Here is a 23,688-nt window from a genome sequence, read left to right on the forward strand (position 1 = left end):
GGCGCGGTGAACAGTGGGCCTCCGGCGTTCTTGCGATGATCGGGCGGTGACCACGACACAGCAGCCCCCGTACCCGCCGACCGGGCCGCCGCATGGCCACGACCAGGGATCTGGCGACGACCACGGTTCCGGGCACGACCACGGATCGGGTGGGGACGGCGGGCACGGTTCCGGCGCGGACGGTGGCCACGGTTCCGGTGGAGGCGGTGGGCACGGTCATTCGCACAGCCATGGCCCCGCCGCCCCCGTCTCCCGGCATCTGCGGAAGGTCATCGCGGCGATCCTGATCCCGTTCACGGTGGCGGTCGTGGTCGGCATGGTGGTGCTCTGGCCCGGCGGCGCCCCGTCGCACAAGCGCACCGGCGTCGGCTTCGACCGGCAGACACAGCAGGCGACGGTCACCAAGGTCGTCAGCGTGAGCTGCGCGTCGGTGAACGCCTCGGGCGGTGGCTCGACCGGCGACACCTCCACCGCCGAGGGCTCCTCCGCGGCACAGGAGGCGGCCGGCACCTGCAAGAAGGCCACGGTCACGGTCTCCACCGGCAAGGACAAGGGCCGTACGTTCACGGAGATCGTGCAGCCCGACCAGTCACGGCAGTTGCATCAGGGCGAGAAGGTCGTGGTCGCGTACGAACCCTCGGCGCCCAGGGATCTGCAGTACTCCGTCACCGATGTGAACCGTAAGTTCCCGATGGCACTGCTCGCCGGAATCTTCGCCCTAGCAGTCGTCGTCGTAGGCCGGCTGCGCGGTGTCATGGCGTTGATCGCGCTGGCCATCAGTTTCATGATCCTGAACTTCTTCATCCTGCCCGCGATCCTGCACGGCTCGAACCCGCTGATCGTGGCGGTGGTCGGATCGAGCGCCATCATGCTCATCGCCCTGTACATGTGCCACGGGCTGTCGGCCCGTACGTCGGTGGCGGTGCTCGGCACCCTGATGTCGCTGGTGCTGATCGGCGTCCTGGGCTCGGTGTTCATCGGCTGGGCCGCGCTGACCGGCAACACGGACGACAACACGGGTCTGATCCACGGGCTGTACCCGTCCATCGACATGAGCGGTCTGCTGCTCGCCGGCGTCATCATCGGTTCGCTCGGTGTACTCGACGATGTGACGGTCACCCAGACCTCGGCGGTCTGGGAGCTGCACGAGGCCAACCCGTCGATGGGCTGGCGCGGGCTGTACCGCGCCGGCATCCGCATCGGCCGCGACCACATCGCCTCCGTCGTCAACACCCTCGTCCTCGCCTACGCGGGCGCCGCATTGCCGCTGCTCCTGCTCTTCTCCATCGCGCAGAGCAGCGTCGGGGCGGTCGCCAACAGCGAGTTGGTCGCCGAGGAGATCGTGCGCACGCTGGTGGGTTCGATCGGGCTGGTCGCGTCGGTACCGGTCACCACGGCCCTCGCCGCCCTGGTCGTCTCGGCGGACCGACCGGGACCCGAGGCGGTTCCGGCGGGTGCGGCTACGGCAGGTGCGGCCACGGCGCCGAGCGCCAAGCCCGCAGCGGCGCGCGGCGGGAAGGGCCGACGCCGCAAGCACTGAGCGCCGCCGACACCGCGGTGGGCGGCGAGAATCGCCCCAGGGAGCCACGCAGAAGCGTTACTGCGGATCCCCGGGCCTCCGGGACTTCAAGCTCAGACGGGGCCTTCAGAAACCCGCAGAGCCTTCGGAGCTCACGGTGCCTCCAGCGGCTCCAGCGGCTCCAGCGGCTCCAGCGGCTCCAGCGGCTCCAGCGGCTCCAGCGCAGGGTATGTGGCGAAGCGTTACGCCAGCTTCCCGACCCCCCGCCGCCACACCACGTCACCCCGCGCTCTGCTCCTCCGCCAGGATGCGGTCCAGCGCCTCGTCGAGGTGGGTGTCGAAGTCCGCGAGGGCACCCTCCTGGCCGAGCGGAACCAGCCGGTCGGTGCGGTCGAGGAACGCCACGAGCGGGGCCGCGCCGGTGCGGAACAGCGCTTGGTCGCTGCCCACCTGAAGCCGGATCAGCACCTCGCCCAGCGTCTCGGGGTCGACGGGCTCGATCCGCACGTCGCCCTCCCCGCACGCCATGCCCACGCCGTCGATCAGCAGCTCGCGACCGAAGGCCCAGGTCACCGGGGCGTCACCCGGCAAATGGAAGGTCAGCCGCACGGCGTACGGATCGGACGTCTCGTAGCCCAGCTCGACCGGGATACGGAAGGAGAGCTCCTCGGAAACGAGGAAGCTCATCATGACCTCTGCCTGTACGGACTCGCGCATCGCCTATCCCGTCAACTGCCGTCGCCTGGCCGGGAATGATCCCCGTGACACTGAAGGAATATTGCTGAACGTACACGTTAGATCACAAGGAGTAAGTTTTCAGATACTGATAGAGAGCGCGAGCGACCCGAGAAGCCTGCCGACCTCGGCCTGCAACTGCCGCGCCGCGCCCGGCAGTCGATCAGCCTGATGCGAGGGCAGGGAGATGGCCATCGTGGCGGCCGTGGCACCGAGGGTGATCGGAATCGCCGCGCAGACCGTCCCCAGCGCGTACTCCTGACGCTCCACCACCAGCTCCGTCCGCCGCATCCCGTCCAGCCGCCGCACCAGGGCGTGACCGTCACGCACCGTGTACGGCGTGAGGGACCGCACGGGGTAGCGGTCGAGGTGGTCACGGCGGACGTCCTCGTCCAACTGGGCCAGCAGACACTGGCCGATCGCGTGCGCGTGCCCCGTCTCACGGAAGTCCGCCCACTCCTCGACCGCCGGATTGCCGGGGGCGTCGGAGACGCACAGCACCTCGATCTCGCCGTCGCGGTACATCGCGTAGTACACCGGTGCGCCGATCAAATCCCGCCATTGCGCCAGCGCGTCGACGATCGTGCTGCGACGTTTCTCCTGCGCCCCGCTGCTGCTCAGCCGCTCGGCTGCCTCCCCGAGGAAGAACAGCCCCTTGTCGCGCCGGAGGTATCCCTCGTGCACGAGGGTGCGCAGCAGGTGATACGCCGTGGGCAGGGCGAGGCCGGTCTCACGGGCCAACTGCTTGGCGGGGGCGCCGTGTTCGTGCCCGGCGACGGACTCCAGCAGGCGCATGGCCCGCTGGACGGAGCCGATGAGGGTGGCGGCGGACGGCTGCGGATCGGACGCCTCGGCGACGGTCGCGGCGGAGCGCTGCTGCGGCGGGGCCGCGACGGGGCGCGACCGCGCGGGAGTTGTCATGGGCCGTGGCGGCACGGCGGCTGTCAGGGGTCGTAGCGGCGGGACGTCTGTTGCGGGTCGTGGCAGCGGGGTACCTGTTGCGGGTCGTGGCGGCGGGGTGCTCACCACCGGTCGTGGCGGCAAGGCGTCCGCCACCGGTCGTAGCTGCTCCGGGGTCGCCACGCAGCGCGTCTGCTCGGGGGCCGCCACGGGACGCAGCTGAGCCGGGGTCGCCACAGGATGTAGCTGTGCGGGGATCGCCACGGAGCGCGGCCAGGCGGGCGGGACGGCCGGCGTCGGGTGTGCGGGTGGTTCTACGGGTGCGGTGTCAACCGTGGCCAAGGGTCACTCCCGGAGCGCGAGGGGGCAGCCCGTGCGGGGAACACGGGGAGGGGGTGCGCCGCCCGCGGGGTTCGTCCCCGCGTCGAATTCCGGACTTTAACCGCCCGCCACCACCCGCGGACGGCCCGTCCGGGAAACTTCCCCCGCCCGAGGGAACCGGTGATTCCTGTTACCGATCACCGGTCGCCCCAGCAGGACCTCACCAGTCGCTGCGCGAGGAGGAGCTCGACGTGAACTTCCGCACGACGTAGATCACTCCGCCGACGAGCGCCACGAAGACCAGCACCTTGAAGAGCAGTCCGACGATGATGCTCACGACGGTGGCTATCAGCCCGCCGAACACGACCAGGGCGATGACCGGCACCGCGACCCACTTCACCCACCACGGCAGTCCCGCGAAGATCTCTCGCATTGTCCTCGTCCTGTACCTCTCCGCCCGTCGCTCGTACCGGGTCCGGTCGATGTCCGGCACTCCGGTGCCGGATCTCTGATGTCCTGCACTCGATGCTAGGGCGGGCGAGGGCGGAACGGGGGCCTCGCATCCCTTGTCCTCCCCTGACCGTTCCCCTAGGGAACCCTGAGACGCGGGTCAGGCTTCGGGTGGAGAGCCGGGCTTGCGGAGGCTCAGGCCTCCGGAGGCGAGAACACCACCAGCACCCGCAGGTCCTCGCTGATGTGGTGGAACTTGTGGGCCACCCCGGCCGGCACATAGATCACGCTGCCCCGCGCCACCTGGGTGGTCTCCATGCCGACGGTGATCGCGGCCCGGCCGCTCACCACGAAGTACACCTCGTCCTGGTTGTGCGGCTGCTGCCGGTCGTGCTCACCGGAATCGAGCGCGTACAGGCCGACCGACATGTTCTTCTCGCGCAGGAACTGCAGGTACGCACCGTCGTTGGCGGCACGCTCCGCCTCCAGTTCATCCAACCGGAATGCCTTCATCGCCCTCGTCCACGCTCGGAGTCGATCTCTTCTGTCACGATCAGACACATGAAGAATTTCCTAGTCAAGACGATCGCCAACGCGGGTGCCCTGGCAGTCGCCGTATGGATCCTCGACAAGATCACCCTGACCGGTGACAGCACCTTCAAGAAGGTCTGGACGCTGCTCCTCGTCGCCCTGGTCTTCGGCCTGGTGAACTTCCTGGTCAAGCCGATCGTCAAGGTGCTGACCTTCCCGCTGTTCATCCTGACGCTCGGTCTGATCACCCTGGTGGTCAACGCGCTGATGCTGATGCTCACTTCGTGGCTGGCCGACAAGCTCGACCTGAGTTTCCACGTCGAGGGCTTCTGGACCGCCGTCCTGGGCGGCCTCATCATCTCCGTCGTCTCCTGGGCGCTCAACGTCGTCCTGCCCGAGGGGGACTGAGCGCGCGATGACGTACCGCGTCAGCTTCGTCTGCACCGGCAACATCTGCCGTTCGCCGATGGCCGAATCGGTCTTCCGCGCGCGGGTGGCGGAGGCCGGGCTCGACGGCCTGGTCGAGGTCGACAGCGCGGGCACGGACGGCTGGCACGAGGGCGACGGCGCCGACCCGCGCGCCGTCGCCGTCCTGGAGGAGCACGGCTACGGCACCGACCACACCGCCCGCCGTTTCCAGGCCTCCTGGTTCGCCCGCCTCGACCTCGTCATCGCCCTCGACTCCGGCCACCGCAAGACCCTGCGCCGCCTCGCCCCGACCGAGCAGGACGCGGCGAAGGTCCACCTGCTCCGCTCCTACGACCCCGACGCCGGCGACGACCTCGACGTACCGGATCCGTACTACGGGGGCCTGGACGGCTTCGAGGAGTGTCTTGAGATGGTGGAGGCGGCGAGCGAGGGTCTGCTCGCCGCGGTGCGCGACGAAGTGGAGGGACGAGCGGTATGAGTGATTCCGCTGCAAACGACGACGTGGGAGACGGCACGCGCGCGGTGCGGGCCGGTCTGCCCGAGCCGGTCAAGTACGAACCGACGCTCCCCGGGCCGGTGTTCGCCGCGCACTTCCATCTCCCGGGCGAGGCGACGGGCCCGTACAAGTACGGCCGCGACGAGAACCCCACCTGGACCCACCTGGAGCACGCCATCGGCGAGCTGGAGGCGCCCGGGCGGGACGACGTCGAGACGCTGGTGTTCGCCTCCGGGATGGCCGCCATCTCGTCGGTGCTCTTCTCCCAGCTGCGCGCCGGCGACGCGGTCGTCCTGCCCGACGACGGCTACCAGGTACTGCCCCTGGTGCGCGAGCAGCTGGAGGCGTACGGCATCGAGGTGCGCACCGCGCCGACCGGCGGGGACGCCCAGCTCGACCTCCTCGACGGCGCCAAGCTGCTGTGGATCGAGACCCCGTCCAACCCCGGTCTCGATGTGTGCGACGTACGACGGCTCACCGACGCGGCACACGCGCGTGGCGCCCTCGTGGCCGTCGACAACACCCTCGCCTCGCCCCTGGGGCAGCGCCCGCTGGAGCTCGGCGCCGACTTCTCCGTGGCGAGCGGCACCAAGCAGCTCACCGGGCACGGGGATGTCCTCCTCGGGTACGTCGCCGGGACCGACGCCGCCGCGATGACCGCCGTACGGCGCTGGCGCAAGGTCGTTGGCGCAATTCCCGGGCCCATGGAGGCCTGGCTCGCGCACCGCTCGATCGCCACGCTCCAGCTGCGGGTCGACCGGCAGAACGCCACCGCGCTGATCCTCGCTCAGGCCCTGCGCGAACGGACCGATGTGACGGGGCTGCGCTATCCGGGGCTGCCCGACGATCCCTCGTACAAGATCGCCTCGCAGCAGATGCGGCGCTACGGGTGTGTGGTGTCGTTCACGCTGCCCACACGCGCGCGTGCCGAGCGTTTTCTCGACGCGCTGCGGCTCGTGGACGACGCGACGAGCTTCGGCGGGGTGCGGTCGACCGCCGAGCGGCGCGGGCGCTGGGGCGGGGACGCGGTACCGGAGGGCTTCGTTCGTCTCTCGGTCGGTGCCGAGGACCCCGATGACCTGGTGACCGATGTGCTGCGTGCGCTGGACGAGTCGGCGCGGTGAGCGCTTTACGGACTGCCGGCCGGTGTCCGGCTATGCACAACGGACGGTCCGAGCCTCCCCCCTCGTGGCTCGGACCGTCCTCGGTTCTGCGCGCGAAGAACCGCGCGCACAAGGCTAGTTGACTCTGTGTCAGTGTCCAATCACAGTAACGACAGAGGCCTATCGACTTATTTATAGTTGGGCCCTGCCCGGGGCCGGAGGAAGGGTGGGGAGAGGAGAGTGCGTGCCATGGATCTGGCCTTGCTGCGCACCTTCGTGACCGTGCACCGGGCCGGCTCCTTCACCCGCGCCGCGGCCCTGCTCGGCCTCTCGCAGCCGGCGGTGACGTCCCAGATCCGCACCCTGGAACGGCAGTTGGGCCGCCCTCTGTTCCTGCGCCAGGCCCGTGGGGTCACCCCCACCACCATGGGCGACGAACTCGCGCACAAGGCCGCGCCCCATCTCGACGCCCTCGTGGAGATAGCCGAGACGGGGCCCGACAACGACGCCTCGCTGCGCACCCTGCATCTCGCCGGTCCCCCCGAGTTCACCGCCGAGCGGGCCCTGCCCGCGCTCACGGAGCTGACCGGCGACGACGGCCAGGGCTTCGCACTGCGCGCGTCCTTCGGGAACGCCGAGGAAACCCTGGAGGGCCTGGCCGCCGGACATCATGATCTGGCCATCAGTACGGCCCGTCCGCGCGGTGCTCTGCTCACCGCGACAACACTCTGCGACGAGGAGCACGTCCTGGTCGCCGCCCCGCACCGGGCCGAGCGGCTCGGCTCCGCGCAGCTCGGCGCCAAGGACACGCCCGCACCGGACGACCTCCCCGTGATCGAGGTCCACGAGTCGCTGCCCTTCGTCTCCCGGTACTGGGCCTCCGTCTTCGACTCCCGCCCGGCCGCCCCGGGAACCGTGATCGTGCCGGACCTCCGCGCTGTCCTCGCGTGTGCGATCGCGGGCGCCGGGCTAGCGGTACTGCCCCGCTATCTGTGCGCTCTGGCGCTGAAGCGCGGCGAGGTCGTCCCGCTCCACGAACCCGCGATTCCGCCGCTGCGGACGTATTTCCTGGTGGTGCGCACCGGCACTCTCGCGATGCCGCACATCGCCCGGGCCCACGAGTGGCTACAGCGGGCCGCGACCAACTGGGCCTGACCAGGGACTTTGCCGCCGTTCCACGGTGAACTCCCTGGTTCCACGTGAAACACTACGCTCCGAACCGTCAAGGTCACGTCTTGCGATGTTTCACGTGGAACCAGCCGGGCCACATTCCTCCCATGACCGTCCGACCCGTGGTCAAGCGCACCGCACGTGCCGTTCTCCTCGACGGCGACGCCCTGATCCTGATCAAGCGCACCAAGCCAGGTGTCGATCCCTACTGGGTCACGCCCGGTGGCGGGGTCGAACCCGAGGACACCACTGTCGTCGACGCCCTGCACCGGGAGGTGTACGAGGAGCTCGGCGCCAAGATCACCGACGTGGTGCCCTGCTTCGTGGACACCGTCGAGCACATCGGCGCGGACGCGGCCTCGACCGGCGTGAAGGTGCAGCACTTCTTCGTCTGCCACCTGGAGTCCATGGACCCGGCGCTACGCCACGGCCCCGAAGTGGACGAGCCCCTCGGCGAGTACGAGATCGTCAGAGTGCCCTTCACCCGCGTCGGCATCGCGTCCGTCCACCTCGTGCCCCTGTCGCTACGGCACTACCTGGACGGCAACATCGAAGGCGTCCTCGCGATGCACGCTCCCGACCTGGGCTGAGCTCTCCGGCACCGGGTCAGCCCCCGGCGCCCACCAGCTCCTCGACCGAGTCGTGCCGTATGCGCTCCGTCGGGATACCGGCGTCCCGCAGGGCGTGGACGCCGCTGCGGATCATTCCGGGTGGCCCGGAGACGTAGGCGTCGAACTCGTTCCACGGCCCGTATGTGCGGATGGCGTCCGGGAGTTGGAGATTCCCCTGCCGGTCGACGATCGGCCGGACCGCGAGCCACGGATGCGACTGCTGAAGCCGGAGCATCGTGTCGATGTCATAGAGGTCGTGGTCGGTACGGGCGCCGTAGAACACCTCCACCGGGCGCCGCTCGCCGCGTTCCGCGACGTCCTCGACGAGTGCCTTGATCGGCGCTATGCCGGTGCCGCCGCCGACACAGAGCAGTCCGCTGTCGGTGGTGTGGTCCACGGTCATCGAGCCGGTCGGCGGGCCGAGCCGGATGACATCGCCGGGCCGGGCGCGGTGCACCAGCGCGTTCGAGACCCAGCCCGCGGGGACGGCCTTCACGTGGAAGGTCAGCAGTCCGTCCGAGCGGGGCGCGGAGGCGAAGGAGTAGTGCCGCCAGATCCGCGGCCACCAGGGCGTCTCCAGGCTCGTGTACTGCCCTGCGAGGAACGGATAGGGCTGGTCCGGGCGGAGGGTGACGACGGCGACGTCCCGGGTCCTCAGGTCATGGGTGACGACCTCCGCGTGCCACCAGGGCGGGGCACGCAGTTCGTCCGCGGCGGCCGCGTCGATCATGACCTGCGAGATCGTCGTGTACGCCCGCACCCAGGCCGCCTCCGTCTCGGCGTCCCAGACACCGGAGGCGTACTTGTTCAGCGCGCCGATGAGGCATTCGCCGACGGCCGGGTAGTGCTCGGGCCGGGTGCCGTACTTGCGGTGTCCGCGACCGAGGTTCTGCAGATACGCGACGAGGACCTCGGTGTTGTCGATGTGCTCGGCGGCGGTCAGCAGTGCCTTGAGCAACCGGTCCCGCTGAGTGTCCATCGCCGCCGGGAACAGCGACCGCAGCTCCGGGTGGCGCACGAAGAGCAGCGCGTAGAAGTACGAGGTGACCTTGTCGGCCACGGGCCCGACCTCGGCCATCGTCCGACGGATGAGTACGGCGTCCGGGGATGCCTTCTCAGCGGCGGTGGCGGGGCCGGAAGAACGCTGGGCGGGCACGCGCACGGGAGCCGACACGGGGGCGGGGGCGGTCGGGGCTGCCTCGGCGACGGCCGGAGCAGGTGCAGGGGGCTGTGGCGCGGGCGGCCGGGGTGCTGTCGGCGCGGGGGCAGGAGCCATGGGCCGCGCGGGAGTTGAGGGCTGGGCAGGGGACGAGGACTGGGTGGGGAGCGAGGGCTGCGGGGCGGTCACGGCCGACGGTATTCGCTGCTGTCCGGGCACCACGTCCCGCTGAGCGGCGTGCCCGTCCGGATGGTCCACTGCACGGTCGCCGCTCGGAGCCGACGGGGCGGGTGGAGCCGCCGAAGCCGGCGGAGTCGAGAGAGCGGGAGGAACCGAGGGAGTCTGTGGAGCAGAAGGGGCCGAACTCTCCGTGGGCGGAAGCTCCGTGCTCCCCGCCGCCGCACCCCTGCGGACCGGACGCAGCACGGCCGGACGCCATCCCTCCGTCGCCCCGCGCTCTTCGCCCGGAGGCACCTCCGGCTGCTTGCGCGGAGTGAACCAGCCGGCTCCGCCTCCGCCGCTGCCGCCGGACGTGCCGTTGTCGGCCGACGGGGTGGTCGGAGCGTCCATGGTGTGCCTCGCCTCGAACATCTTTCGGTCGGTCTGCGCGCTTCCTCAGCCGGAAGCTGACTGCTTCCGCGCGGACGGCTTGCTTCTCCCCGTTCGGTTTGCTTCTCCTCGTTCGGTCAAGCTGCCGATACAGCCATATCCAACCCACATTCCCACTGCGTACGGACAAGTAAGGCGAGAGTGTGACATTGCCCGCAGTACTCTCACGCGGCGTCCGGCTCCGGACAAGAACCGGAGTCGACCCTACCGGCCCGTGCTCCGCACACAAATGCCGCCTCGCTCCCCCACGAACAGGGGGAGGGGTGAACCATCGATTCCCTCAATTACCGGGCGCCGCGCACCAATTCGTAGGCATCCCACAGATCCCGCCCCTCATAGGAGTGGGTCGCGAGGCCCGCCAGATGCTGATCCGCGTTGACCGCGACGGAGACGGGCACGACGCCGAACAGGTCCTTGTCCGACATCGAGTCGCCGTAAGCGACGCAGTCCGCCCGCGTCACCCCGAACTCCTCACACAGCCGATCCGCGATCACCACCTTGGCAGCGGAGTTGAGGACTCCGCCCAGGTCCATGGACGGCGTAGTGAACGGCACGGCGGGGAAAAGCGATCCGTGTGCCGCGTGGGCGCCCCAGCCCGTGAGCCGTTCCACAAAGAAGGAAGGCGAGAGCGATACGACGGCGCAGTATTCGCCGGCGCTCCTGATCTCGGCCCAGACCTCACGGATCCGCGCCAACCACGGGGCTTCTTCGAAGGCCGCCGCCACATGCGCCTCGGTGAGATCCGCCCACAGCGTGTACACGCGGGTCGCATACTCCGGTGGCCCGATCAGCCCGGCCGAGATCGCCTGCTCGAGTTCCACCGTCTCGGATTCCAGGCCGAGTTGGCGGGAGATCTCCAAGGGGGCGCTGGTTCCGTGCAGCAAAGTGCCGTCGAGGTCGAAGAGATGAAGTCTCGCCATGAGCCACGAGATTAGTGGGCGGACCTGTGGCACCTTCCGCGAGGCTGCCGGATGCTGGCCGTTCGCCTGTGTTTCACGTGAAACATCCGGCTTCTATGGATGCCTTGTGCCGCTGATCACGACATGGCCAAAAGCACGTACGTCTCACCGGAAACAGGTGGACGCCGACAACGCACGTCAGACAGCCTGACCTGCGTGCCGACTCCTTCCCTCGCCGCTCTGCCCATCCGCCGGCTGACGCTCCGCGATCGCCTCGCCTGCGCCGACCTGTCCGAGGACCGGGGGTGGCCACGCGAGGAACACAAGTGGGGCTTCCTCCTCAGCGCCGGGAAGGGCTACGGCATCGACGCGCCCGAGGGCGGTCTCCTCGCGGCCTGCGTCACCACGGAGTACGGCCCGCAGGACCGCCCGGATCTGGTTGCCATCGGCATGGTCCTGGTTGCCGAGCGGTACGCCCGCCAGGGCGTCGGACGCCGCCTGATGCGCCACCTGGTCTCCGCGATGGGCACCACACCGCTGACCCTGTACGCGACTCCGAACGGCCGTCCGCTCTACGAAGAACTCGGCTTCAAGGCGACCGGCCGGGCCGAGACGCTGCGCGGTCACTTCACGCCTGCCGGACCCGAGTCCGCGATCGCCACCCGTGCGGCCACGGCCGAGGACCTCACGGGCATCCTGCGCCTCGACGAGGCGGTCTTCGGCACCGATCGCACGCCCCTCATCACACGACTGCCCGCCTTCTCCGACCAGTTGAGGGTGGCGGAGGACAACGGCCGGATCATCGGCTACGCGGCCGCCTGGCCCAACATGGACACCCAGGTCGTGGGGCCATTGATCGCACAGGACACGGAGACGGCGAAGGCCCTCCTCGCCTCCCTCGCCGCCCGCACCGACCGCCCCCTGCGCACCGACATCGACGTACGCCACGAGGACCTGCTGTCCTGGGCGAAGGAACACGGCCTCGCCTCCTCCTCCTTCAACTCCGTGATGACGTACGGCATCGCCGAACTGCCCGGCGACTGGACCCGACGGTTCGCCCCCCTGACGGTCGCGGCCGGCTGACACTCCCCGCGCACGCAGAACGCCGGTTCCCGACCTACCTCGTCGAGAACCGGCGTTTCCGTCACCCACAGACGTCAGACAAGCGCCTCTACGGCGGCCTGCGCGAAGCCGTGGTCCTGCGTCGGCGCGCCGCCACCGACCCCGATCGCCCCGATCAGCCGGCCGTCGCGGTGCACCGGGATGCCGCCCGCGATGAACAGCAGCGGCCGGTCGAGCGCGGTGGGCAAGGTGTGGAAGAGGCCGCCGGGCTGGACGGCGTCGACGAGGTCGGCGGTGGGCGCGTTCAGCTGCAGCGCGGTGTACGCCTTACGCGTGCTGGTCTCACCGGAGATCAGCACAGCCTGGTCGTCCCGCCGGAAGGCGAGCAGATGACCGCCCGCGTCCAGCACGGTGATGCTCACGGTGACCCCGGCGGCCTCCGCGGCTCGGCGGGCCTCGGCGACGAGCGCTTCGGCGTCCTGGGTGGTCAGCGGGGCTACAGCGGTGGTGGTGCTCATCAGGGTTTCTCCTTGCGGGTGTTGCTGTTTCTGGTGGTGGTCGGACGGCCGAGGCCGACTGGTGGTCGGACAGTCGAGGTCGGCTATTGGTCAGGCGGCCGAGGCCGGTGGGGATGCACGGGGACGGCCCTGCCCCCGTGCATCCCCGCTCCGGCCGGGCGGAGTCAGTGGTGAACGGCGGTCCGCTGCTCGCTCGGTGTACCGGCCGCGACGACGGCTCTGCGGGCGCTGGTGCGGCGCTCCAGGGCGGCCGAGAGGATCGCGAGGACGAGGGCGGCCGCGGCGAGGACGGCGCCGACCCAGTTGGGGGCGGTGTAGCCGAAGCCGGCCGCGATGACGATGCCGCCGAGCCAGGCGGACAGCGCGTTGCCGAGGTTGAAGGCGCCGATGTTCACGGCCGAGGCCAGCGTCGGCGCGCCGTGCGCCTGGTCGAGGACCCGCTTCTGCAGCGGCGGCACGGTGGCGAAGCCCAGGGCGCCGATCAGGGCGATGGTGACGGCCGCCGCGATCTTGTTGTGGGCGGTGACCGTGAAGAGCGCGAGCACGACGGCCAGGGAGCCCAGCGAGACGTACAGCATGGGCATCAGGGCGCGGTCGGCGAACTTGCCGCCGACGAGGTTGCCGCCGACCATGCCGAGGCCGAAGAGCACGAGCAGCCAGGTGACGGAGCCGTCGGCGAAGCCTGCGACGTGGGTCATCATCGGCGCGATGTAGGTGATGGCCGCGAAGACGCCGCCGAAGCCGAGGACGGTCATCGCCATGGCGAGCAGGACCTGGGTGTTCTTGAAGGCGGCCAGTTCGTGCCGGAGCCGTACGCCCTCGGGCTTGGGCAGGTCGGGCACGAGCTTGGCGATACCGGCCAGGCCGATCACACCGAGGCCCGCGACGATGGCGAAGGTGACCCGCCAGCCGACGGACTGCCCGACGAGGGTGCCCAGCGGGACGCCGACGACGTTGGCGACGGTCAGTCCGGTGAACATCATCGCGATGGCTCCGGCCTTCTTGTCCGGGGCGACCAGTTCGGCCGCGACGACCGAGCCGATGCCGAAGAAGGCACCGTGGGCGAGCGAGGCGACCACGCGGCCGATCAGCATCACGGAGAAGCTGGGGGCGACGGCGGAGAGCAGGTTGCCGAGGATGAACAGGCCCATCAGCAGCATCAGCATCCGCTTGCGGGGGACCTTGGTGCCGAGCACGGTCATCAGCGGGGCGCCGATCACCACACCCAGCGCGTAGCCGGTGACCAGCAGTCCCGCGGTGGGGATGGAGACCCCGAAGTCACCCGCGACCTGGGGCAGCAAGCCCATGATCACGAACTCGGTCGTTCCGATTCCGAAGGCCCCGATCGCGAGGGCCAGAAGCGCGAGAGGCATGTGGAGGTACCCTTCCCAGAAGATTGCAGGAGCGCCTTACGTGCGTTCACAATAGTTGCAGACGCGGGCTATATGCAAGCGCGGACTATTTCATCTGTGCTCTATCCTGGGTTCAGCCGCTCCGGGACGGAGGAAACGCCAATGACAGCGACGGACCCCGCACTCACCGCCCTCGCCCAGGGCTGGTGCGCCCTCTCCTTGCTGCACGGGAGGATCGAGGCACACATCGAGCGCGCCCTGCAGGCCAAGCACGACCTGAGCATGCGCGAGTACTCGCTGCTCGACGTGCTCAGCCGGCAGCACGACGGTGACGGGGGGCATCTGCAGATGCGACAGGTCGCCGACGCGGTCGTCCTCAGCCAGAGCGCCACCACCCGACTGGTCACCCGGCTCGAGGACCGCGGTCTGCTCGCGCGGTACCTGTGCCCGACCGACCGCCGGGGCATCTACACGAACGTCTCCGAGGCCGGCCTCGCGCTGCTCGAAGAGGCCCGACCGACCAACGACACCGCCCTGCGCGAGGCACTCGACGCGGCGGCCACGAACCCCGAACTCGCGCCACTGGTCCGGGTCGTGGAGTCGATGAACGTGCCCGCATAGGCCCGTCCCGTACCGCACGCACGTCTCCACCTACACCTCTACCTAAGGTGGAGGCATGGGAGATCTTGAAATACGAGCCACGGTCACCGAGGACGTCCCCGCCATCGTCGGCATGCTCGCCGACGACCCCCTGGGTTCCCAGCGCGAGTCACCGGACGACCTGACGCCCTACCTGGCCGCGCTGGAACGCCTCGCCGCCGACCCGAACCAGCACCTCGTCGTCGCCGTCCGTGAGGGCCGGGTCGTCGGCACCCTTCAGCTGACGGTCATTCCGGGGCTGTCCCGTAAGGGCGCCACACGCTCGATCATCGAGGCCGTACGCATCCACGCGGACGAGCGGGGCAGCGGCCTGGGCACACAGCTCATCGAGTGGGCGATCGCCGAATCGCGCCGCCAGGACTGCCAGTTGGTCCAGCTGACTTCCGATGTCACGCGCACCGACGCCCACCGGTTCTACGAGCGACTCGGCTTCACCGCCTCGCATGTGGGCTTCAAGCTCTCCCTCTGAAGACCTTCCTCCGGGGAGAGCGCAGCGGTCCCGCCGACAGCAGGAGGTGCCATGTTTCACGTGAAACATGGCACCTCCCCGACTGCGGCAGCTAGCGGATCCCCCGCCACCCCTCCGGGTCCACCCCACCCGGCACAGAAGCGCCCTCGTCGTACGGCTGACGCGTGAAGACGAACGATCCGAGGTCCAGGTGGCTCAGGGACCCGTCCGGGCGCCGTACGGGCCGCAGGAGCTCTCCGGCGTAGTAACCCTCCAGTCCGGTCCAGGTGCCATCATCGTTGGCGCGGAACCGCGAACGGCGTCCATTGCCGATTAGGGGCGCCAGCGAGGCCCCGCCGTCAGCGGTCAGCCGTAGGGCGAAACCGTGCGTGCCCCAGTACCACTGACCCGCCAACTCCAGTGCCTCGACGTCGACTTCAGGCATCGGGCGCCAAGGTTCAGGGATCCTCGGCTCGGCCTCGGCGACGATCCGGACGAGATCAGCGGCCACCGATGCCAGCAGCGGCCCCGAAGTGCAGTTGGCCAGCACCACCGCCGAGACGTCGTCCGCGAGGCTGATGGTGAGGCTCGCCAGGAAGCCGGGCAGCGATCCACCGTGGCCGATGAGCAGCCGGCCGTCACGGCGCTGGACCTGCAGACCCAGACCGTAGGTGGAACCATCCATGACGTCGGCAGCCTCCGCCGGTGCCGCCGGGGTCCGCATCTCCCGCACGGACTCGGCACTCAGGACGCGGTCGTCTCCCTGCGCCAGGAACACGGCGAACCGCGCCAAGTCGCCTGTGGTGGACCAGAGTTGACCGGCCGGCGCCATACGGCCCAGGTCCTCGGAGGGTTCCGGCAACAGTGCGTCGGCCCACGGATGCACCGCCCAGCCACCCGCGTGTGGTGCCTGCGGCTGAGCACTCGTGCGGTCGAGGCCCAAGGGTTCGAGCACTTCCCGCCGGAGTACGTCCTCCCAGGGGGCACCGCGCAGCGCCTCGACGAGGGCGCCCAACAGTGTGTAGCCGGGGTTCGAGTAGTGGAACCGGCGGCCGACCGGATGCAGCAACGGCCGTTCGCCCAGCACATCGCGGAGCTCCGGACGCAGGGAACCCGGCGTCCGCTCCCACCAGGGCGCGGGCGATTCGGCCGCCAACCCACTGGTGTGCGCGAGCAGTTGGGCGATGGTCGCCTCCCCCGCACCGGTGCCCGGCAGATGCTTCTCCAGCGGGTCACCGAGGTCGAGGACGCCCTCATCACGGAGCCGCAGGACCAGGACGGCGGTGAACGTCTTGGTGATCGAGCCGATCCTGTACTGCACGTTCTCGTCCGGCCCGTGCCCGTCCACCGAGGTACGCGCGCCGTGCCACACCGCCCGCCCGCCCCGCACCACCGCCGCGACCAGCGACGGCGCCCGCCCCTCGGCCTGGGCCACGGCGATGCGGTGCAACAACGCCCGGCGGGTACCGGGAAGCAAGTCGTCCTGAGATGTCGTCATACCCCCAGTCCACCCGGCGGGACGGCCGTACGTCGAGCACATTTCCCGGGACACGGCACCGGGTCTGCCGTCTACAACCGCCTGGTCAGGTCTGCGCCATGTCCACGAAGCGCGAGTAGTGGCCCTGGAAGGCGACGGTGATCGTCGCCGTCGGGCCGTTACGGTGCTTGCCCACGATGATGTCGGCCTCGCCCGCGCGCGGGGACTCCTTCTCGTACGCGTCCTCGCGGTGCAGCAGGATGACCATGTCGGCGTCCTGCTCGATGGAACCGGACTCACGCAGGTCGGACACCATCGGCTTCTTGTCGGTGCGCTGCTCGGGACCGCGGTTCAGCTGCGAGAGCGCGATCACCGGGACCTCCAGCTCCTTCGCCAGCAGCTTGAGGTTTCGGGACATGTCCGAGACCTCCTGCTGACGGCTCTCCTGGCGCTTGGAGCCACCGGCCTGCATCAGCTGCAGATAGTCGATGATCACCAGCTTGATGTCGCTGCGCTGCTTGAGCCGACGGCACTTCGCGCGGATCTCCATCATCGACAGGTTCGGGGAATCGTCGATGTAGAGCGGCGCGGACGACACCTCGGGCATCCGTCGAGCCAGCCGCGTCCAGTCCTCGTCGGTCATGGTGCCGGAGCGCATGTGGTGCAGGGCGACGCGGGCCTCGGCGGACAGCAGACGCATCGCGATCTCGTTGCGCCCCATTTCGAGGGAGAAGATGACGCTCGGGAGGTTGTTCTTGATCGATGCCGCGCGAGCGAAGTCGAGCGCGAGTGTGGACTTACCCATGGCGGGACGAGCCGCGATGACGATCATCTGGCCCGGGTGCAGACCGTTGGTGAGCGAGTCGAGGTCGGTGAACCCGGTGGGCACACCTGTCATCTCGCCGCTGCGTGAGCCGATCGCCTCGATCTCGTCGAGCGCGCCCTCCATGATGTCGCCGAGCGGAAGGTAGTCCTCGCTGGTCCGCTGCTCGGTGACGGCGTAGATCTCGGCCTGGGCCCGGTTGACGATCTCGTCGACGTCGTCGTCGGCCGCGTATCCCATCTGGGTGATGCGGGTGCCGGCCTCGACCAGGCGGCGCAGGACGGCGCGCTCGTGGACGATCTCCGCGTAGTACTCCGCGTTCGCCGCCGTCGGAACGGTCTGGACGAGCGTGTGCAGATACGATGCGCCGCCGACCTTGTTGATCTCACCGCGCTTGGTGAGCTCGGCGGCGATGGTGATCGGGTCGGCCGGCTCGCCCTTGGCGTAGACGTCGAGGATCGCCTGGTAGATCGTCTCGTGCGCGGGCTTGTAGAAGTCGTGGCCCTTGAGGACCTCGACGACGTCAGCGATGGCGTCCTTGGACAGGAGCATGCCGCCGAGCACGGACTGCTCGGCATCGAGATCCTGTGGCGGTACGCGTTCGAAGGCCGAACCCGCGCCTTCCCACTCGCCGCCCTCCCTGCCGCGGTCGTGCTGTTCGTCCCGGCCGCGGCCTCCGTCACCTCGTCGTCGGGAAGCGGGCAGACGATCACTTGGACCGCTCTCGGCCCACGGGTCGTCCAAGGGCTCGGAAATACTCACCGAGCCACCTCCTCCCGTCCGTCGAGCGGACCTCGCCGTGCCCCTTATTTCTACGGCACGGCACTGACAAATGAAGCGCCCAACTCCGGTACGGGCGCGTCGGTTTTGTGATGGTTCTCGGTCCGACGGACGGGGCGGGTACCGGTCCACCGTAGGCCTGTGGGCACCGTCAGCCAATCTGGTTATCCACAGGCCATGTGGACGACGGCCCTGATGCTGTGGAGAACCCGCCAAAACCTGTGCACGACCCGGTGGACAGGCCTGTGAACAAGACCTCGCCACTTCGGCCGTAACCGATCTGACCTGCGTCTTTCCCATCCACCGGCTGTGCAGAAGAAAAACTTTCCACATCGGACCAAGATCGCTTCGAACAGTGCACGAGAGGACACGAGGCGAGATGGGAGGTAAGGGTCACAAAGCAATTGCATCTCTTACCTGTGGACGATTAGATTAGTGCTCATGACACAGGCTCCCGCGGCCACCAGGGCCACCCGACGGCAGCACGACCGAGAGATCGTCATGCTGGCCGTCCCGGCCTTCGGCGCACTCGTCGCCGAGCCCCTCTTCGTCATGGCCGACAGCGCGATCGTCGGTCATCTCGGCACGGCACAACTCGCCGGACTCGGCGTCGCGTCCGCCCTCCTGACGACAGCCGTGAGCGTCTTCGTCTTCCTCGCCTACGCCACCACGGCGGCCGTCGCCCGACGCGTCGGCGCGGGTGATCTCCAGGCCGCCATCCGCCAGGGCATGGACGGCATCTGGCTCGCTCTGCTGATCGGCGCCACCGTCATAGCCGTCGTCCTCCCCTCGGCACCCGCCCTCATCGATCTCTTCGGCGCCTCGGACACCGCCGCCCCCTACGCGACGACCTATCTACGGATCTCCTCCATCGGCATCCCGGCCATGCTGATCGTCCTCGCCGCCACCGGAGTCCTCCGCGGACTGCAGAACACCAAGACACCGCTCTACGTCGCCGTCTCAGGCTTCATCGCCAACGGCGTCCTCAACGTAGGCCTCGTCTACGGCGCCGGCCTCGGCATCGCCGGTTCCGCCTGGGGCACCGTCATCGCCCAGTGGGGCATGGCTGCCGTGTATCTCGTCGTGGTCGTCCGCGGCGCCCGCAGACACGGTGCCTCCCTCAGGCCGGACGCCGCAGGGATACGAGCCTCGGCCCAGGCCGGCGCTCCTCTCCTCGTACGCACGCTCTCCTTGAGAGCGATTCTCCTGATCGCCACGGCCGTCGCGGCCCGCCTCGGGGACGCCGACATCGCCGCACACCAGATCATCCTGTCCCTGTGGTCCCTGCTGGCCTTCGCACTCGACGCCATCGCGATCGCGGGCCAGGCCATCATCGGCCGCTACCTCGGCGCGGACGATCCAACGGGCGCCCGAGCCGCATGCCGTCGCATGGTGCAGTGGGGGATCGCCGTCGGAGTGATACTCGGCTTCCTGGTGATCCTGTCCCGCCCGCTCTTCCTCCCTCTGTTCACCAGCGACCCCACCGTCAAGAACACCGCCCTGCCCGCCTTGATCATGGTGGCGTTCTCCCAGCCGATCTGCGGTGTCGTCTACGTCCTGGACGGGGTGCTGATGGGTGCGGGAGACGGGCCGTACCTGGCCGGGGCAATGTTGGTGACGCTGGCCGTCTTCGCACCAGCGGCCCTGCTCGTACCGACCTTCGGAGGCGGCCTGACCGCGGTCTGGGGAGCGATGACCCTGATGATGACGGTGCGCATGCTGACCCTCCTGCTGCGCGCCCGCTCAGGCCGCTGGGTCGTCACAGGCGCGACCCGCTGACCGTTTCACGTGAAACACCGCGCACTGCCATGTTTCACGTGAAACATGCGGTGCCGTAGCGCCGTCCCGAACGCATCACGTGGACCATGTCCTGCGCGTCCCGGACACAGCAGAGGGGCCGTGTCTCACGGTCCCGGACACAGCAGAGGGGCCGCACCCCAACGGGTGCGGCCCCTCTCTCAGCTGTGCCGAGTACAGCGATCAGGCTGCGATGACCTCGATGTTGACCTTGGCGGCAACCTCGGGGTGCAGACGCACGGACGTCTCGTGGGCGCCCAGGGTCTTGATCGGGGCAGACAGCTCGATGCGGCGCTTGTCGACCTCGGGGCCACCGGAAGCCTTGATCGCCGAAGCGATGTCGGCCGGGGTGACGGAACCGAAGAGACGACCGGCGTCGCCGGAGCGGACGGCCAGACGGACCTTGACGCCCTCGAGCTGGGCCTTCACGGAGTTGGCCTGCTCGATGGTCTGGATCTCGTGGATCTTGCGAGCGCGACGGATCTGCTCGACGTCCTTCTCGCCACCCTTGGTCCAGCGGATAGCGAACTTCCGCGGGATCAGGTAGTTGCGAGCGTAACCGTCCTTGACGTCGACGACGTCGCCCGCGGCACCGAGGCCAGAGACCTCGTGGGTGAGGATGATCTTCATTAGTCGGTCACCCTTCCCTTATCGCGCGGTGGAGGTGTAGGGCAGCAGCGCCATCTCACGGCTGTTCTTCACAGCCGTGGCGACGTCACGCTGGTGCTGCGTGCAGTTGCCGGTCACGCGGCGGGCACGGATCTTGCCGCGGTCGGAAATGAACTTCCGCAGCATGTTCGTGTCCTTGTAGTCCACGTACTGGACCTTGTCCTTGCAGAATGCGCAGACCTTCTTCTTCGGCTTGCGCACAGGCGGCTTCGCCATGGTGTATCTCCTGTGTGATCAAGAAGTGTGGGTACGACCCACCCTCGGCCCAAGGGCCTAGAAGGGGGGTTCGTCCGAGTAGCCGCCACCGCCGCCACCGCTGGCGCCGCCGGAGTTTCCACCCCAGCCACCGCCACCGCCGCCGCCCTGGTTTCCACCGGCAGGAGCGCCGGTGGCCCACGGGTCGTCGGCGGGAGCGCCGCCGGCCGGCTGACCGCCGCCGGAGTTTCCACCCCAGCCGCCGCCACCCTGGCCGCCACCACCGCCACCGCCGAAGCCGCCGCCCTGGCCACCGCGAGCGCCACCGGCGGTCTTGGTGACCTTGGCCGTGGCACTGCGCAGGCTGGCGCCGACTTCTTCGACGTCCAGTTCGTAGACCGTGCGCTTGACGCCCTCACGGTCCTCGTAGGACCGCTGCTTCAGCCGGCCCTGCACGATGACGCGCATGCCTCGCTGGAGCGATTCGGCGACGTTCTCCGCCGCCTGACGCCAGACCGAGCAGGTGAGGAAGAGGCTTTCGCCGTCCTTCCACTCGTTCGTCTGGCGGTCGAAGGTACGAGGAGTGGACGCGACACGGAACTTCGCGACCGCCGCACCGGACGGGGTGAAGCGCAGCTCGGGGTCGTCGACAAGATTGCCGACGACCGTGATGACGGTCTCGCCTGCCATGGGGGAACCTCTCGGCGGGTTTGCTGCTGGCTGCTTGGTGCTGCTACTCGAATCCCGAGATCAGCTGAGCTAGATGCTCAGTGGGTCTCGGGGCGGAGGACCTTGGTCCGGAGGACCGACTCGTTCAGGTTCATCTGGCGGTCGAGCTCCTTGACGACCGCAGGCTCGGCCTGCAGGTCGATGACCGAGTAGATGCCCTCGGGCTTCTTCTTGATCTCGTACGAGAGACGACGACGGCCCCAGGTGTCGACCTTCTCGACCTTTCCGTTGCCCTCACGGACGACGGAGAGGAAGTTCTCGATCAGGGGGGAGACAGCGCGCTCCTCCAGATCGGGGTCGAGGATGACCATCACCTCGTAGTGACGCATGTGGAACCCACCTCCTTTGGACTCAGCGGCCACGGTCGATCCGTGGCAGGAGGGTTGTGATGCGTAAGCAACAGTGTGTGCCAGTAAAACAGCCGCCACTGACATCGGGTGCCCCTCGCGGGAATTCCGAGTCGTGACATGGGCAGACACCAGTGCAGAGGGTACAGAGTACCCGCACACCGGCTTCCGGTTGAAATCCGGTGGCGGAGAGCGTCAATCTGTACACATCGGGTGCGTCCGGCGCGACGATGCGCCGCCTTCCGCAGGAGGTGCCACATGGCACAGGCATTGCGACCCAACACCGCCGGTTCTCTCTTCGCCACAGACGGCAAGCCCCATCCGCTCCAGGACACGCTGCTCGCGGTGACCGTGGTGCTCGGGCTGACCGCGTTCATCACGGGGTTCTTCCACAACCTGCATCTGCTCAGCTCGTGGGCCGGCCTGGTGGGCATCCTCACCGGCGCCTACGGGCAGTGGATCTCCGAGACGACGAGGGAGCGCTTCGGCCTGATCCTGGGTCTCGGTGCCGCGGGTGTCGGATTCTTCCTCGGCATGGCACACGGCGGCCTCTTCGGCGGCGTCATCAGCTGACGGCCCGGACACCCCCGTCCGAACTCCGCGTAAAACAGCACGGAACGCCTTGGCGGCCAACAGGCCGAGGCGAAGGTTGCATACGCCCAGTCGGGGCGCTCGTAAGGCGCAGTAGGCTTCGGCGCGAGAGCCGGAGCCCCTGTACCCATGGGGACACCCCAGCCCGAGGAGCGCCCCGAATGAGCCTGACCCTGAGGACCATCAGCCGTGAGCAGCATCTGGCATTCATCCAGAGCCTGCCCTCGGCGAGCCACATGCAGGTCCCGGCATGGGCTGATGTGAAGGCGGAGTGGCGCTCCGAGAGCCTCGGCTGGTTCGACGAGAAGACCGGCGAGCTGGTCGGCGCGGGGCTGGTCCTCTACCGCCAACTCCCCAAGATCAAGCGGTACTTGGCCTATCTGCCCGAGGGCCCGGTCATCAACTGGTTCGCGCCGAATCTGGACGACTGGATCCAGCCGATGCTGGCCCACCTCAAGCACCAGGGCGCCTTCTCGGTGAAGATGGGCCCGCCGGTCATCATCCGGCGCTGGGAGGCCACCTCCATCAAGGCCGGCATCCAGAACCCGGACGTGAAGCGGCTGCGGGACATCGAGGCCGACTTCATCGAACCGCGCGCCTTCGAGGTGGCCGACAAGCTGCGCCGTATGGGCTGGCAGCAGGGTGAGGACGGCGGCGCCGGATTCGGCGACGTCCAGCCGCGCTACGTCTACCAGGTACCGCTGGCGAACCGCTCCCTCGAAGAGGTCCACAAGAACTTCAACCAGCTGTGGCGCCGCAACATCAAGAAGGCCGAGAAGGCCGGTGTCGAGGTCGTCCAGGGCGGTTACCACGACCTTGAGGAATGGCAGCGGCTGTACGAGATCACGGCCGTGCGCGACCATTTCCGGCCCCGCCCGCTGTCGTACTTCCAGCGCATGTGGACGGCCCTCAACACCGAGGACCCCAACCGGATGCGGCTGTACTTCGCCCGGCACGACGGGGTGAACCTGTCGGCGGCGACGATGCTCGTGGTCGGCGGACACGTCTGGTACTCCTACGGCGCCTCCGACAACATCGGGCGTGAGGTCCGGCCCTCGAACGCGATGCAGTGGCGGATGCTGCGCGACGCCTACGCGCTCGGCGCCACCGTCTACGACCTGCGCGGCATCTCCGACTCGCTGGACGAGACCGACCACCTCTTCGGTCTGATCCAGTTCAAGGTGGGCACCGGCGGGCAGGCCGCCGAGTACCTCGGCGAGTGGGACTTCCCGCTCAACAAGCTGCTCCACAAGGCGCTCGACATCTACATGTCGCGCCGCTGACCTCACGGTCCTCGCTTCGATAACG

General features: G+C 68.8%; 26 protein-coding genes. 12 read left to right on the forward strand and 14 right to left on the reverse strand.

The genetic code is table 11. From position 1 onward, the window contains the following. Nucleotides 1-46 precede the first annotated feature (46 nt). The gene (locus tag R2B38_RS19820) at nt 47-1,540 is read left to right on the forward strand and encodes a YibE/F family protein (protein ID WP_318017424.1); all 1,494 of its coding nucleotides are present in this window, start codon (nt 47-49) and stop codon (nt 1,538-1,540) included. Between the two features lie 258 nt (nt 1,541-1,798). Here R2B38_RS19820 and R2B38_RS19825 read toward each other — a convergent pair whose 3' ends face one another. From R2B38_RS19825 to R2B38_RS19840, 4 genes are all read right to left on the reverse strand, one after another. Next, nucleotides 1,799-2,236, reverse strand: coding sequence for an SsgA family sporulation/cell division regulator (locus R2B38_RS19825; RefSeq protein WP_033285771.1), 438 nt, complete (start codon nt 2,234-2,236; stop codon nt 1,799-1,801). Between the two features lie 99 nt (nt 2,237-2,335). After that, nucleotides 2,336-3,175 (reverse strand): IclR family transcriptional regulator, encoded by an 840-nt coding sequence (locus tag R2B38_RS19830; RefSeq protein ID WP_318017425.1) that lies wholly within the window; start codon nt 3,173-3,175, stop codon nt 2,336-2,338. A gap of 520 nt (nt 3,176-3,695) precedes the next feature. After that, nucleotides 3,696-3,908, reverse strand: a complete 213-nt coding sequence (locus R2B38_RS19835) for a DUF5326 family protein (protein WP_266770481.1) — start codon at nt 3,906-3,908, stop codon at nt 3,696-3,698. Nucleotides 3,909-4,120: 212 nt separating this feature from the next. Then, complete coding sequence (locus tag R2B38_RS19840; RefSeq protein WP_033285768.1) at nt 4,121-4,438, reverse strand: cupin domain-containing protein; 318 nt, start codon at nt 4,436-4,438, stop codon at nt 4,121-4,123. A gap of 48 nt (nt 4,439-4,486) precedes the next feature. Here R2B38_RS19840 and R2B38_RS19845 point away from each other — a divergent pair, with 48 nt between their 5' ends. From R2B38_RS19845 to R2B38_RS19865, 5 genes are all read left to right on the forward strand, one after another. After that, nucleotides 4,487-4,864 carry a phage holin family protein gene (locus R2B38_RS19845; RefSeq protein WP_033285767.1) on the forward strand — a complete coding sequence of 126 codons (378 nt, stop codon included), beginning with the start codon at nt 4,487-4,489 and terminating at the stop codon, nt 4,862-4,864. A gap of 7 nt (nt 4,865-4,871) precedes the next feature. Beyond that, nucleotides 4,872-5,363 (forward strand): low molecular weight protein-tyrosine-phosphatase, encoded by a 492-nt coding sequence (locus R2B38_RS19850; RefSeq protein WP_318017426.1) that lies wholly within the window; start codon nt 4,872-4,874, stop codon nt 5,361-5,363. Continuing rightward, complete coding sequence (locus tag R2B38_RS19855; protein WP_318017427.1) at nt 5,360-6,505, forward strand: cystathionine gamma-lyase; 1,146 nt, start codon at nt 5,360-5,362, stop codon at nt 6,503-6,505. Before R2B38_RS19850 ends, R2B38_RS19855 begins: the two co-directional genes overlap by 4 nt. Before the next feature lie 228 nt (nt 6,506-6,733). Then, entirely contained in the window at nt 6,734-7,639 is a 906-nt protein-coding gene (locus tag R2B38_RS19860) for a LysR family transcriptional regulator (RefSeq protein ID WP_318017428.1), read from the forward strand. Nucleotides 7,640-7,761: 122 nt separating this feature from the next. Next, complete coding sequence (locus R2B38_RS19865) at nt 7,762-8,244, forward strand: NUDIX domain-containing protein (RefSeq protein WP_033285763.1); 483 nt, start codon at nt 7,762-7,764, stop codon at nt 8,242-8,244. A gap of 16 nt (nt 8,245-8,260) precedes the next feature. Here the strand turns inward: R2B38_RS19865 and R2B38_RS19870 are convergent, their stop codons facing one another. Together R2B38_RS19870 and R2B38_RS19875 are read right to left on the reverse strand one after the other, a co-directional pair. Continuing rightward, nucleotides 8,261-9,994: a globin domain-containing protein gene (locus tag R2B38_RS19870; protein WP_318017429.1), complete on the reverse strand. Its 1,734-nt coding sequence runs from the start codon at nt 9,992-9,994 to the stop codon at nt 8,261-8,263. Between the two features lie 323 nt (nt 9,995-10,317). Beyond that, a complete protein-coding gene (locus R2B38_RS19875; protein ID WP_318017430.1) occupies nt 10,318-10,953 on the reverse strand; it encodes an HAD-IB family phosphatase in 636 nt (211 codons plus the stop codon). A gap of 195 nt (nt 10,954-11,148) precedes the next feature. Between R2B38_RS19875 and R2B38_RS19880 the strand changes: the two genes are divergently transcribed. After that, complete coding sequence (locus tag R2B38_RS19880) at nt 11,149-12,015, forward strand: GNAT family N-acetyltransferase (protein ID WP_318017431.1); 867 nt, start codon at nt 11,149-11,151, stop codon at nt 12,013-12,015. Between the two features lie 74 nt (nt 12,016-12,089). Here R2B38_RS19880 and R2B38_RS19885 read toward each other — a convergent pair whose 3' ends face one another. Continuing rightward, nucleotides 12,090-12,512, reverse strand: coding sequence for a GlcG/HbpS family heme-binding protein (locus R2B38_RS19885; protein WP_318017432.1), 423 nt, complete (start codon nt 12,510-12,512; stop codon nt 12,090-12,092). 164 nt (nt 12,513-12,676) lie between these two features. Beyond that, the gene (locus R2B38_RS19890) at nt 12,677-13,885 is read right to left on the reverse strand and encodes an MFS transporter (RefSeq protein WP_318017433.1); all 1,209 of its coding nucleotides are present in this window, start codon (nt 13,883-13,885) and stop codon (nt 12,677-12,679) included. A 141-nt stretch (nt 13,886-14,026) separates the two neighbouring features. On the opposite strand from R2B38_RS19890, the gene R2B38_RS19895 reads away from it, so the two are divergent. Then, the gene (locus tag R2B38_RS19895) at nt 14,027-14,485 is read left to right on the forward strand and encodes a MarR family winged helix-turn-helix transcriptional regulator (RefSeq protein ID WP_033285758.1); all 459 of its coding nucleotides are present in this window, start codon (nt 14,027-14,029) and stop codon (nt 14,483-14,485) included. Between the two features lie 55 nt (nt 14,486-14,540). Then, nucleotides 14,541-14,993 (forward strand): GNAT family N-acetyltransferase, encoded by a 453-nt coding sequence (locus R2B38_RS19900; protein WP_318017434.1) that lies wholly within the window; start codon nt 14,541-14,543, stop codon nt 14,991-14,993. Between the two features lie 91 nt (nt 14,994-15,084). Here the strand turns inward: R2B38_RS19900 and R2B38_RS19905 are convergent, their stop codons facing one another. Together R2B38_RS19905 and dnaB are read right to left on the reverse strand one after the other, a co-directional pair. After that, nucleotides 15,085-16,470: a serine hydrolase domain-containing protein gene (locus tag R2B38_RS19905; protein ID WP_318017435.1), complete on the reverse strand. Its 1,386-nt coding sequence runs from the start codon at nt 16,468-16,470 to the stop codon at nt 15,085-15,087. Nucleotides 16,471-16,555: 85 nt separating this feature from the next. Further along, a complete protein-coding gene (gene dnaB, locus R2B38_RS19910) occupies nt 16,556-18,034 on the reverse strand; it encodes a replicative DNA helicase (protein WP_026150108.1) in 1,479 nt (492 codons plus the stop codon). 459 nt (nt 18,035-18,493) lie between these two features. Between dnaB and R2B38_RS19915 the strand changes: the two genes are divergently transcribed. Further along, nucleotides 18,494-19,831 (forward strand): MATE family efflux transporter, encoded by a 1,338-nt coding sequence (locus tag R2B38_RS19915; protein ID WP_318017436.1) that lies wholly within the window; start codon nt 18,494-18,496, stop codon nt 19,829-19,831. A gap of 201 nt (nt 19,832-20,032) precedes the next feature. Here the strand turns inward: R2B38_RS19915 and rplI are convergent, their stop codons facing one another. The 4 genes from rplI to rpsF form a co-directional block, all read right to left on the reverse strand. Beyond that, nucleotides 20,033-20,479 carry a 50S ribosomal protein L9 gene (rplI, locus tag R2B38_RS19920; RefSeq protein WP_019073380.1) on the reverse strand — a complete coding sequence of 149 codons (447 nt, stop codon included), beginning with the start codon at nt 20,477-20,479 and terminating at the stop codon, nt 20,033-20,035. Between the two features lie 18 nt (nt 20,480-20,497). Then, nucleotides 20,498-20,734: a 30S ribosomal protein S18 gene (gene rpsR / locus R2B38_RS19925; protein WP_006381652.1), complete on the reverse strand. Its 237-nt coding sequence runs from the start codon at nt 20,732-20,734 to the stop codon at nt 20,498-20,500. 57 nt (nt 20,735-20,791) lie between these two features. Then, a complete protein-coding gene (locus R2B38_RS19930) occupies nt 20,792-21,403 on the reverse strand; it encodes a single-stranded DNA-binding protein (RefSeq protein WP_318017437.1) in 612 nt (203 codons plus the stop codon). Nucleotides 21,404-21,480: 77 nt separating this feature from the next. After that, entirely contained in the window at nt 21,481-21,771 is a 291-nt protein-coding gene (rpsF, locus tag R2B38_RS19935; protein WP_006604399.1) for a 30S ribosomal protein S6, read from the reverse strand. Nucleotides 21,772-22,047: 276 nt separating this feature from the next. Between rpsF and R2B38_RS19940 the strand changes: the two genes are divergently transcribed. Together R2B38_RS19940 and femX are read left to right on the forward strand one after the other, a co-directional pair. Then, a complete protein-coding gene (locus R2B38_RS19940; protein WP_318017438.1) occupies nt 22,048-22,362 on the forward strand; it encodes a hypothetical protein in 315 nt (104 codons plus the stop codon). Between the two features lie 179 nt (nt 22,363-22,541). Beyond that, complete coding sequence (gene femX, locus R2B38_RS19945) at nt 22,542-23,663, forward strand: peptidoglycan bridge formation glycyltransferase FemX (RefSeq protein WP_033285753.1); 1,122 nt, start codon at nt 22,542-22,544, stop codon at nt 23,661-23,663. The last annotated feature ends 25 nt before the right edge of the window (nt 23,664-23,688 follow it).

The organism is Streptomyces sp. N50, from assembly GCF_033335955.1.
Taxonomy (GTDB): Bacteria; Actinomycetota; Actinomycetes; order Streptomycetales; family Streptomycetaceae; genus Streptomyces.

Excerpts from the sequence above, each read along its gene's own strand:
- R2B38_RS19825 (WP_033285771.1), bottom strand. The coding sequence starts at position 2,236 with ATGCGCGAGTCCGTACAGGCAGAGGTCATGATGAGCTTCCTCGTTTCC.
- R2B38_RS19830 (WP_318017425.1), bottom strand. The coding sequence starts at position 3,175 with ATGACAACTCCCGCGCGGTCGCGCCCCGTCGCGGCCCCGCCGCAGCAG.
- R2B38_RS19835 (WP_266770481.1), bottom strand. The coding sequence starts at position 3,908 with ATGCGAGAGATCTTCGCGGGACTGCCGTGGTGGGTGAAGTGGGTCGCG.
- R2B38_RS19840 (WP_033285768.1), bottom strand. The coding sequence starts at position 4,438 with ATGAAGGCATTCCGGTTGGATGAACTGGAGGCGGAGCGTGCCGCCAAC.
- R2B38_RS19845 (WP_033285767.1), top strand. The coding sequence starts at position 4,487 with ATGAAGAATTTCCTAGTCAAGACGATCGCCAACGCGGGTGCCCTGGCA.
- R2B38_RS19850 (WP_318017426.1), top strand. The coding sequence starts at position 4,872 with ATGACGTACCGCGTCAGCTTCGTCTGCACCGGCAACATCTGCCGTTCG.
- R2B38_RS19855 (WP_318017427.1), top strand. The coding sequence starts at position 5,360 with ATGAGTGATTCCGCTGCAAACGACGACGTGGGAGACGGCACGCGCGCG.
- R2B38_RS19860 (WP_318017428.1), top strand. The coding sequence starts at position 6,734 with ATGGATCTGGCCTTGCTGCGCACCTTCGTGACCGTGCACCGGGCCGGC.
- R2B38_RS19865 (WP_033285763.1), top strand. The coding sequence starts at position 7,762 with ATGACCGTCCGACCCGTGGTCAAGCGCACCGCACGTGCCGTTCTCCTC.
- R2B38_RS19870 (WP_318017429.1), bottom strand. The coding sequence starts at position 9,994 with ATGGACGCTCCGACCACCCCGTCGGCCGACAACGGCACGTCCGGCGGC.
- R2B38_RS19875 (WP_318017430.1), bottom strand. The coding sequence starts at position 10,953 with ATGGCGAGACTTCATCTCTTCGACCTCGACGGCACTTTGCTGCACGGA.
- R2B38_RS19885 (WP_318017432.1), bottom strand. The coding sequence starts at position 12,512 with ATGAGCACCACCACCGCTGTAGCCCCGCTGACCACCCAGGACGCCGAA.
- R2B38_RS19890 (WP_318017433.1), bottom strand. The coding sequence starts at position 13,885 with ATGCCTCTCGCGCTTCTGGCCCTCGCGATCGGGGCCTTCGGAATCGGA.
- R2B38_RS19895 (WP_033285758.1), top strand. The coding sequence starts at position 14,027 with ATGACAGCGACGGACCCCGCACTCACCGCCCTCGCCCAGGGCTGGTGC.
- R2B38_RS19900 (WP_318017434.1), top strand. The coding sequence starts at position 14,541 with ATGGGAGATCTTGAAATACGAGCCACGGTCACCGAGGACGTCCCCGCC.
- R2B38_RS19905 (WP_318017435.1), bottom strand. The coding sequence starts at position 16,470 with ATGACGACATCTCAGGACGACTTGCTTCCCGGTACCCGCCGGGCGTTG.
- R2B38_RS19915 (WP_318017436.1), top strand. The coding sequence starts at position 18,494 with ATGACACAGGCTCCCGCGGCCACCAGGGCCACCCGACGGCAGCACGAC.
- rplI (WP_019073380.1), bottom strand. The coding sequence starts at position 20,479 with ATGAAGATCATCCTCACCCACGAGGTCTCTGGCCTCGGTGCCGCGGGC.
- rpsR (WP_006381652.1), bottom strand. The coding sequence starts at position 20,734 with ATGGCGAAGCCGCCTGTGCGCAAGCCGAAGAAGAAGGTCTGCGCATTC.
- R2B38_RS19930 (WP_318017437.1), bottom strand. The coding sequence starts at position 21,403 with ATGGCAGGCGAGACCGTCATCACGGTCGTCGGCAATCTTGTCGACGAC.
- rpsF (WP_006604399.1), bottom strand. The coding sequence starts at position 21,771 with ATGCGTCACTACGAGGTGATGGTCATCCTCGACCCCGATCTGGAGGAG.
- R2B38_RS19940 (WP_318017438.1), top strand. The coding sequence starts at position 22,048 with ATGGCACAGGCATTGCGACCCAACACCGCCGGTTCTCTCTTCGCCACA.
- femX (WP_033285753.1), top strand. The coding sequence starts at position 22,542 with ATGAGCCTGACCCTGAGGACCATCAGCCGTGAGCAGCATCTGGCATTC.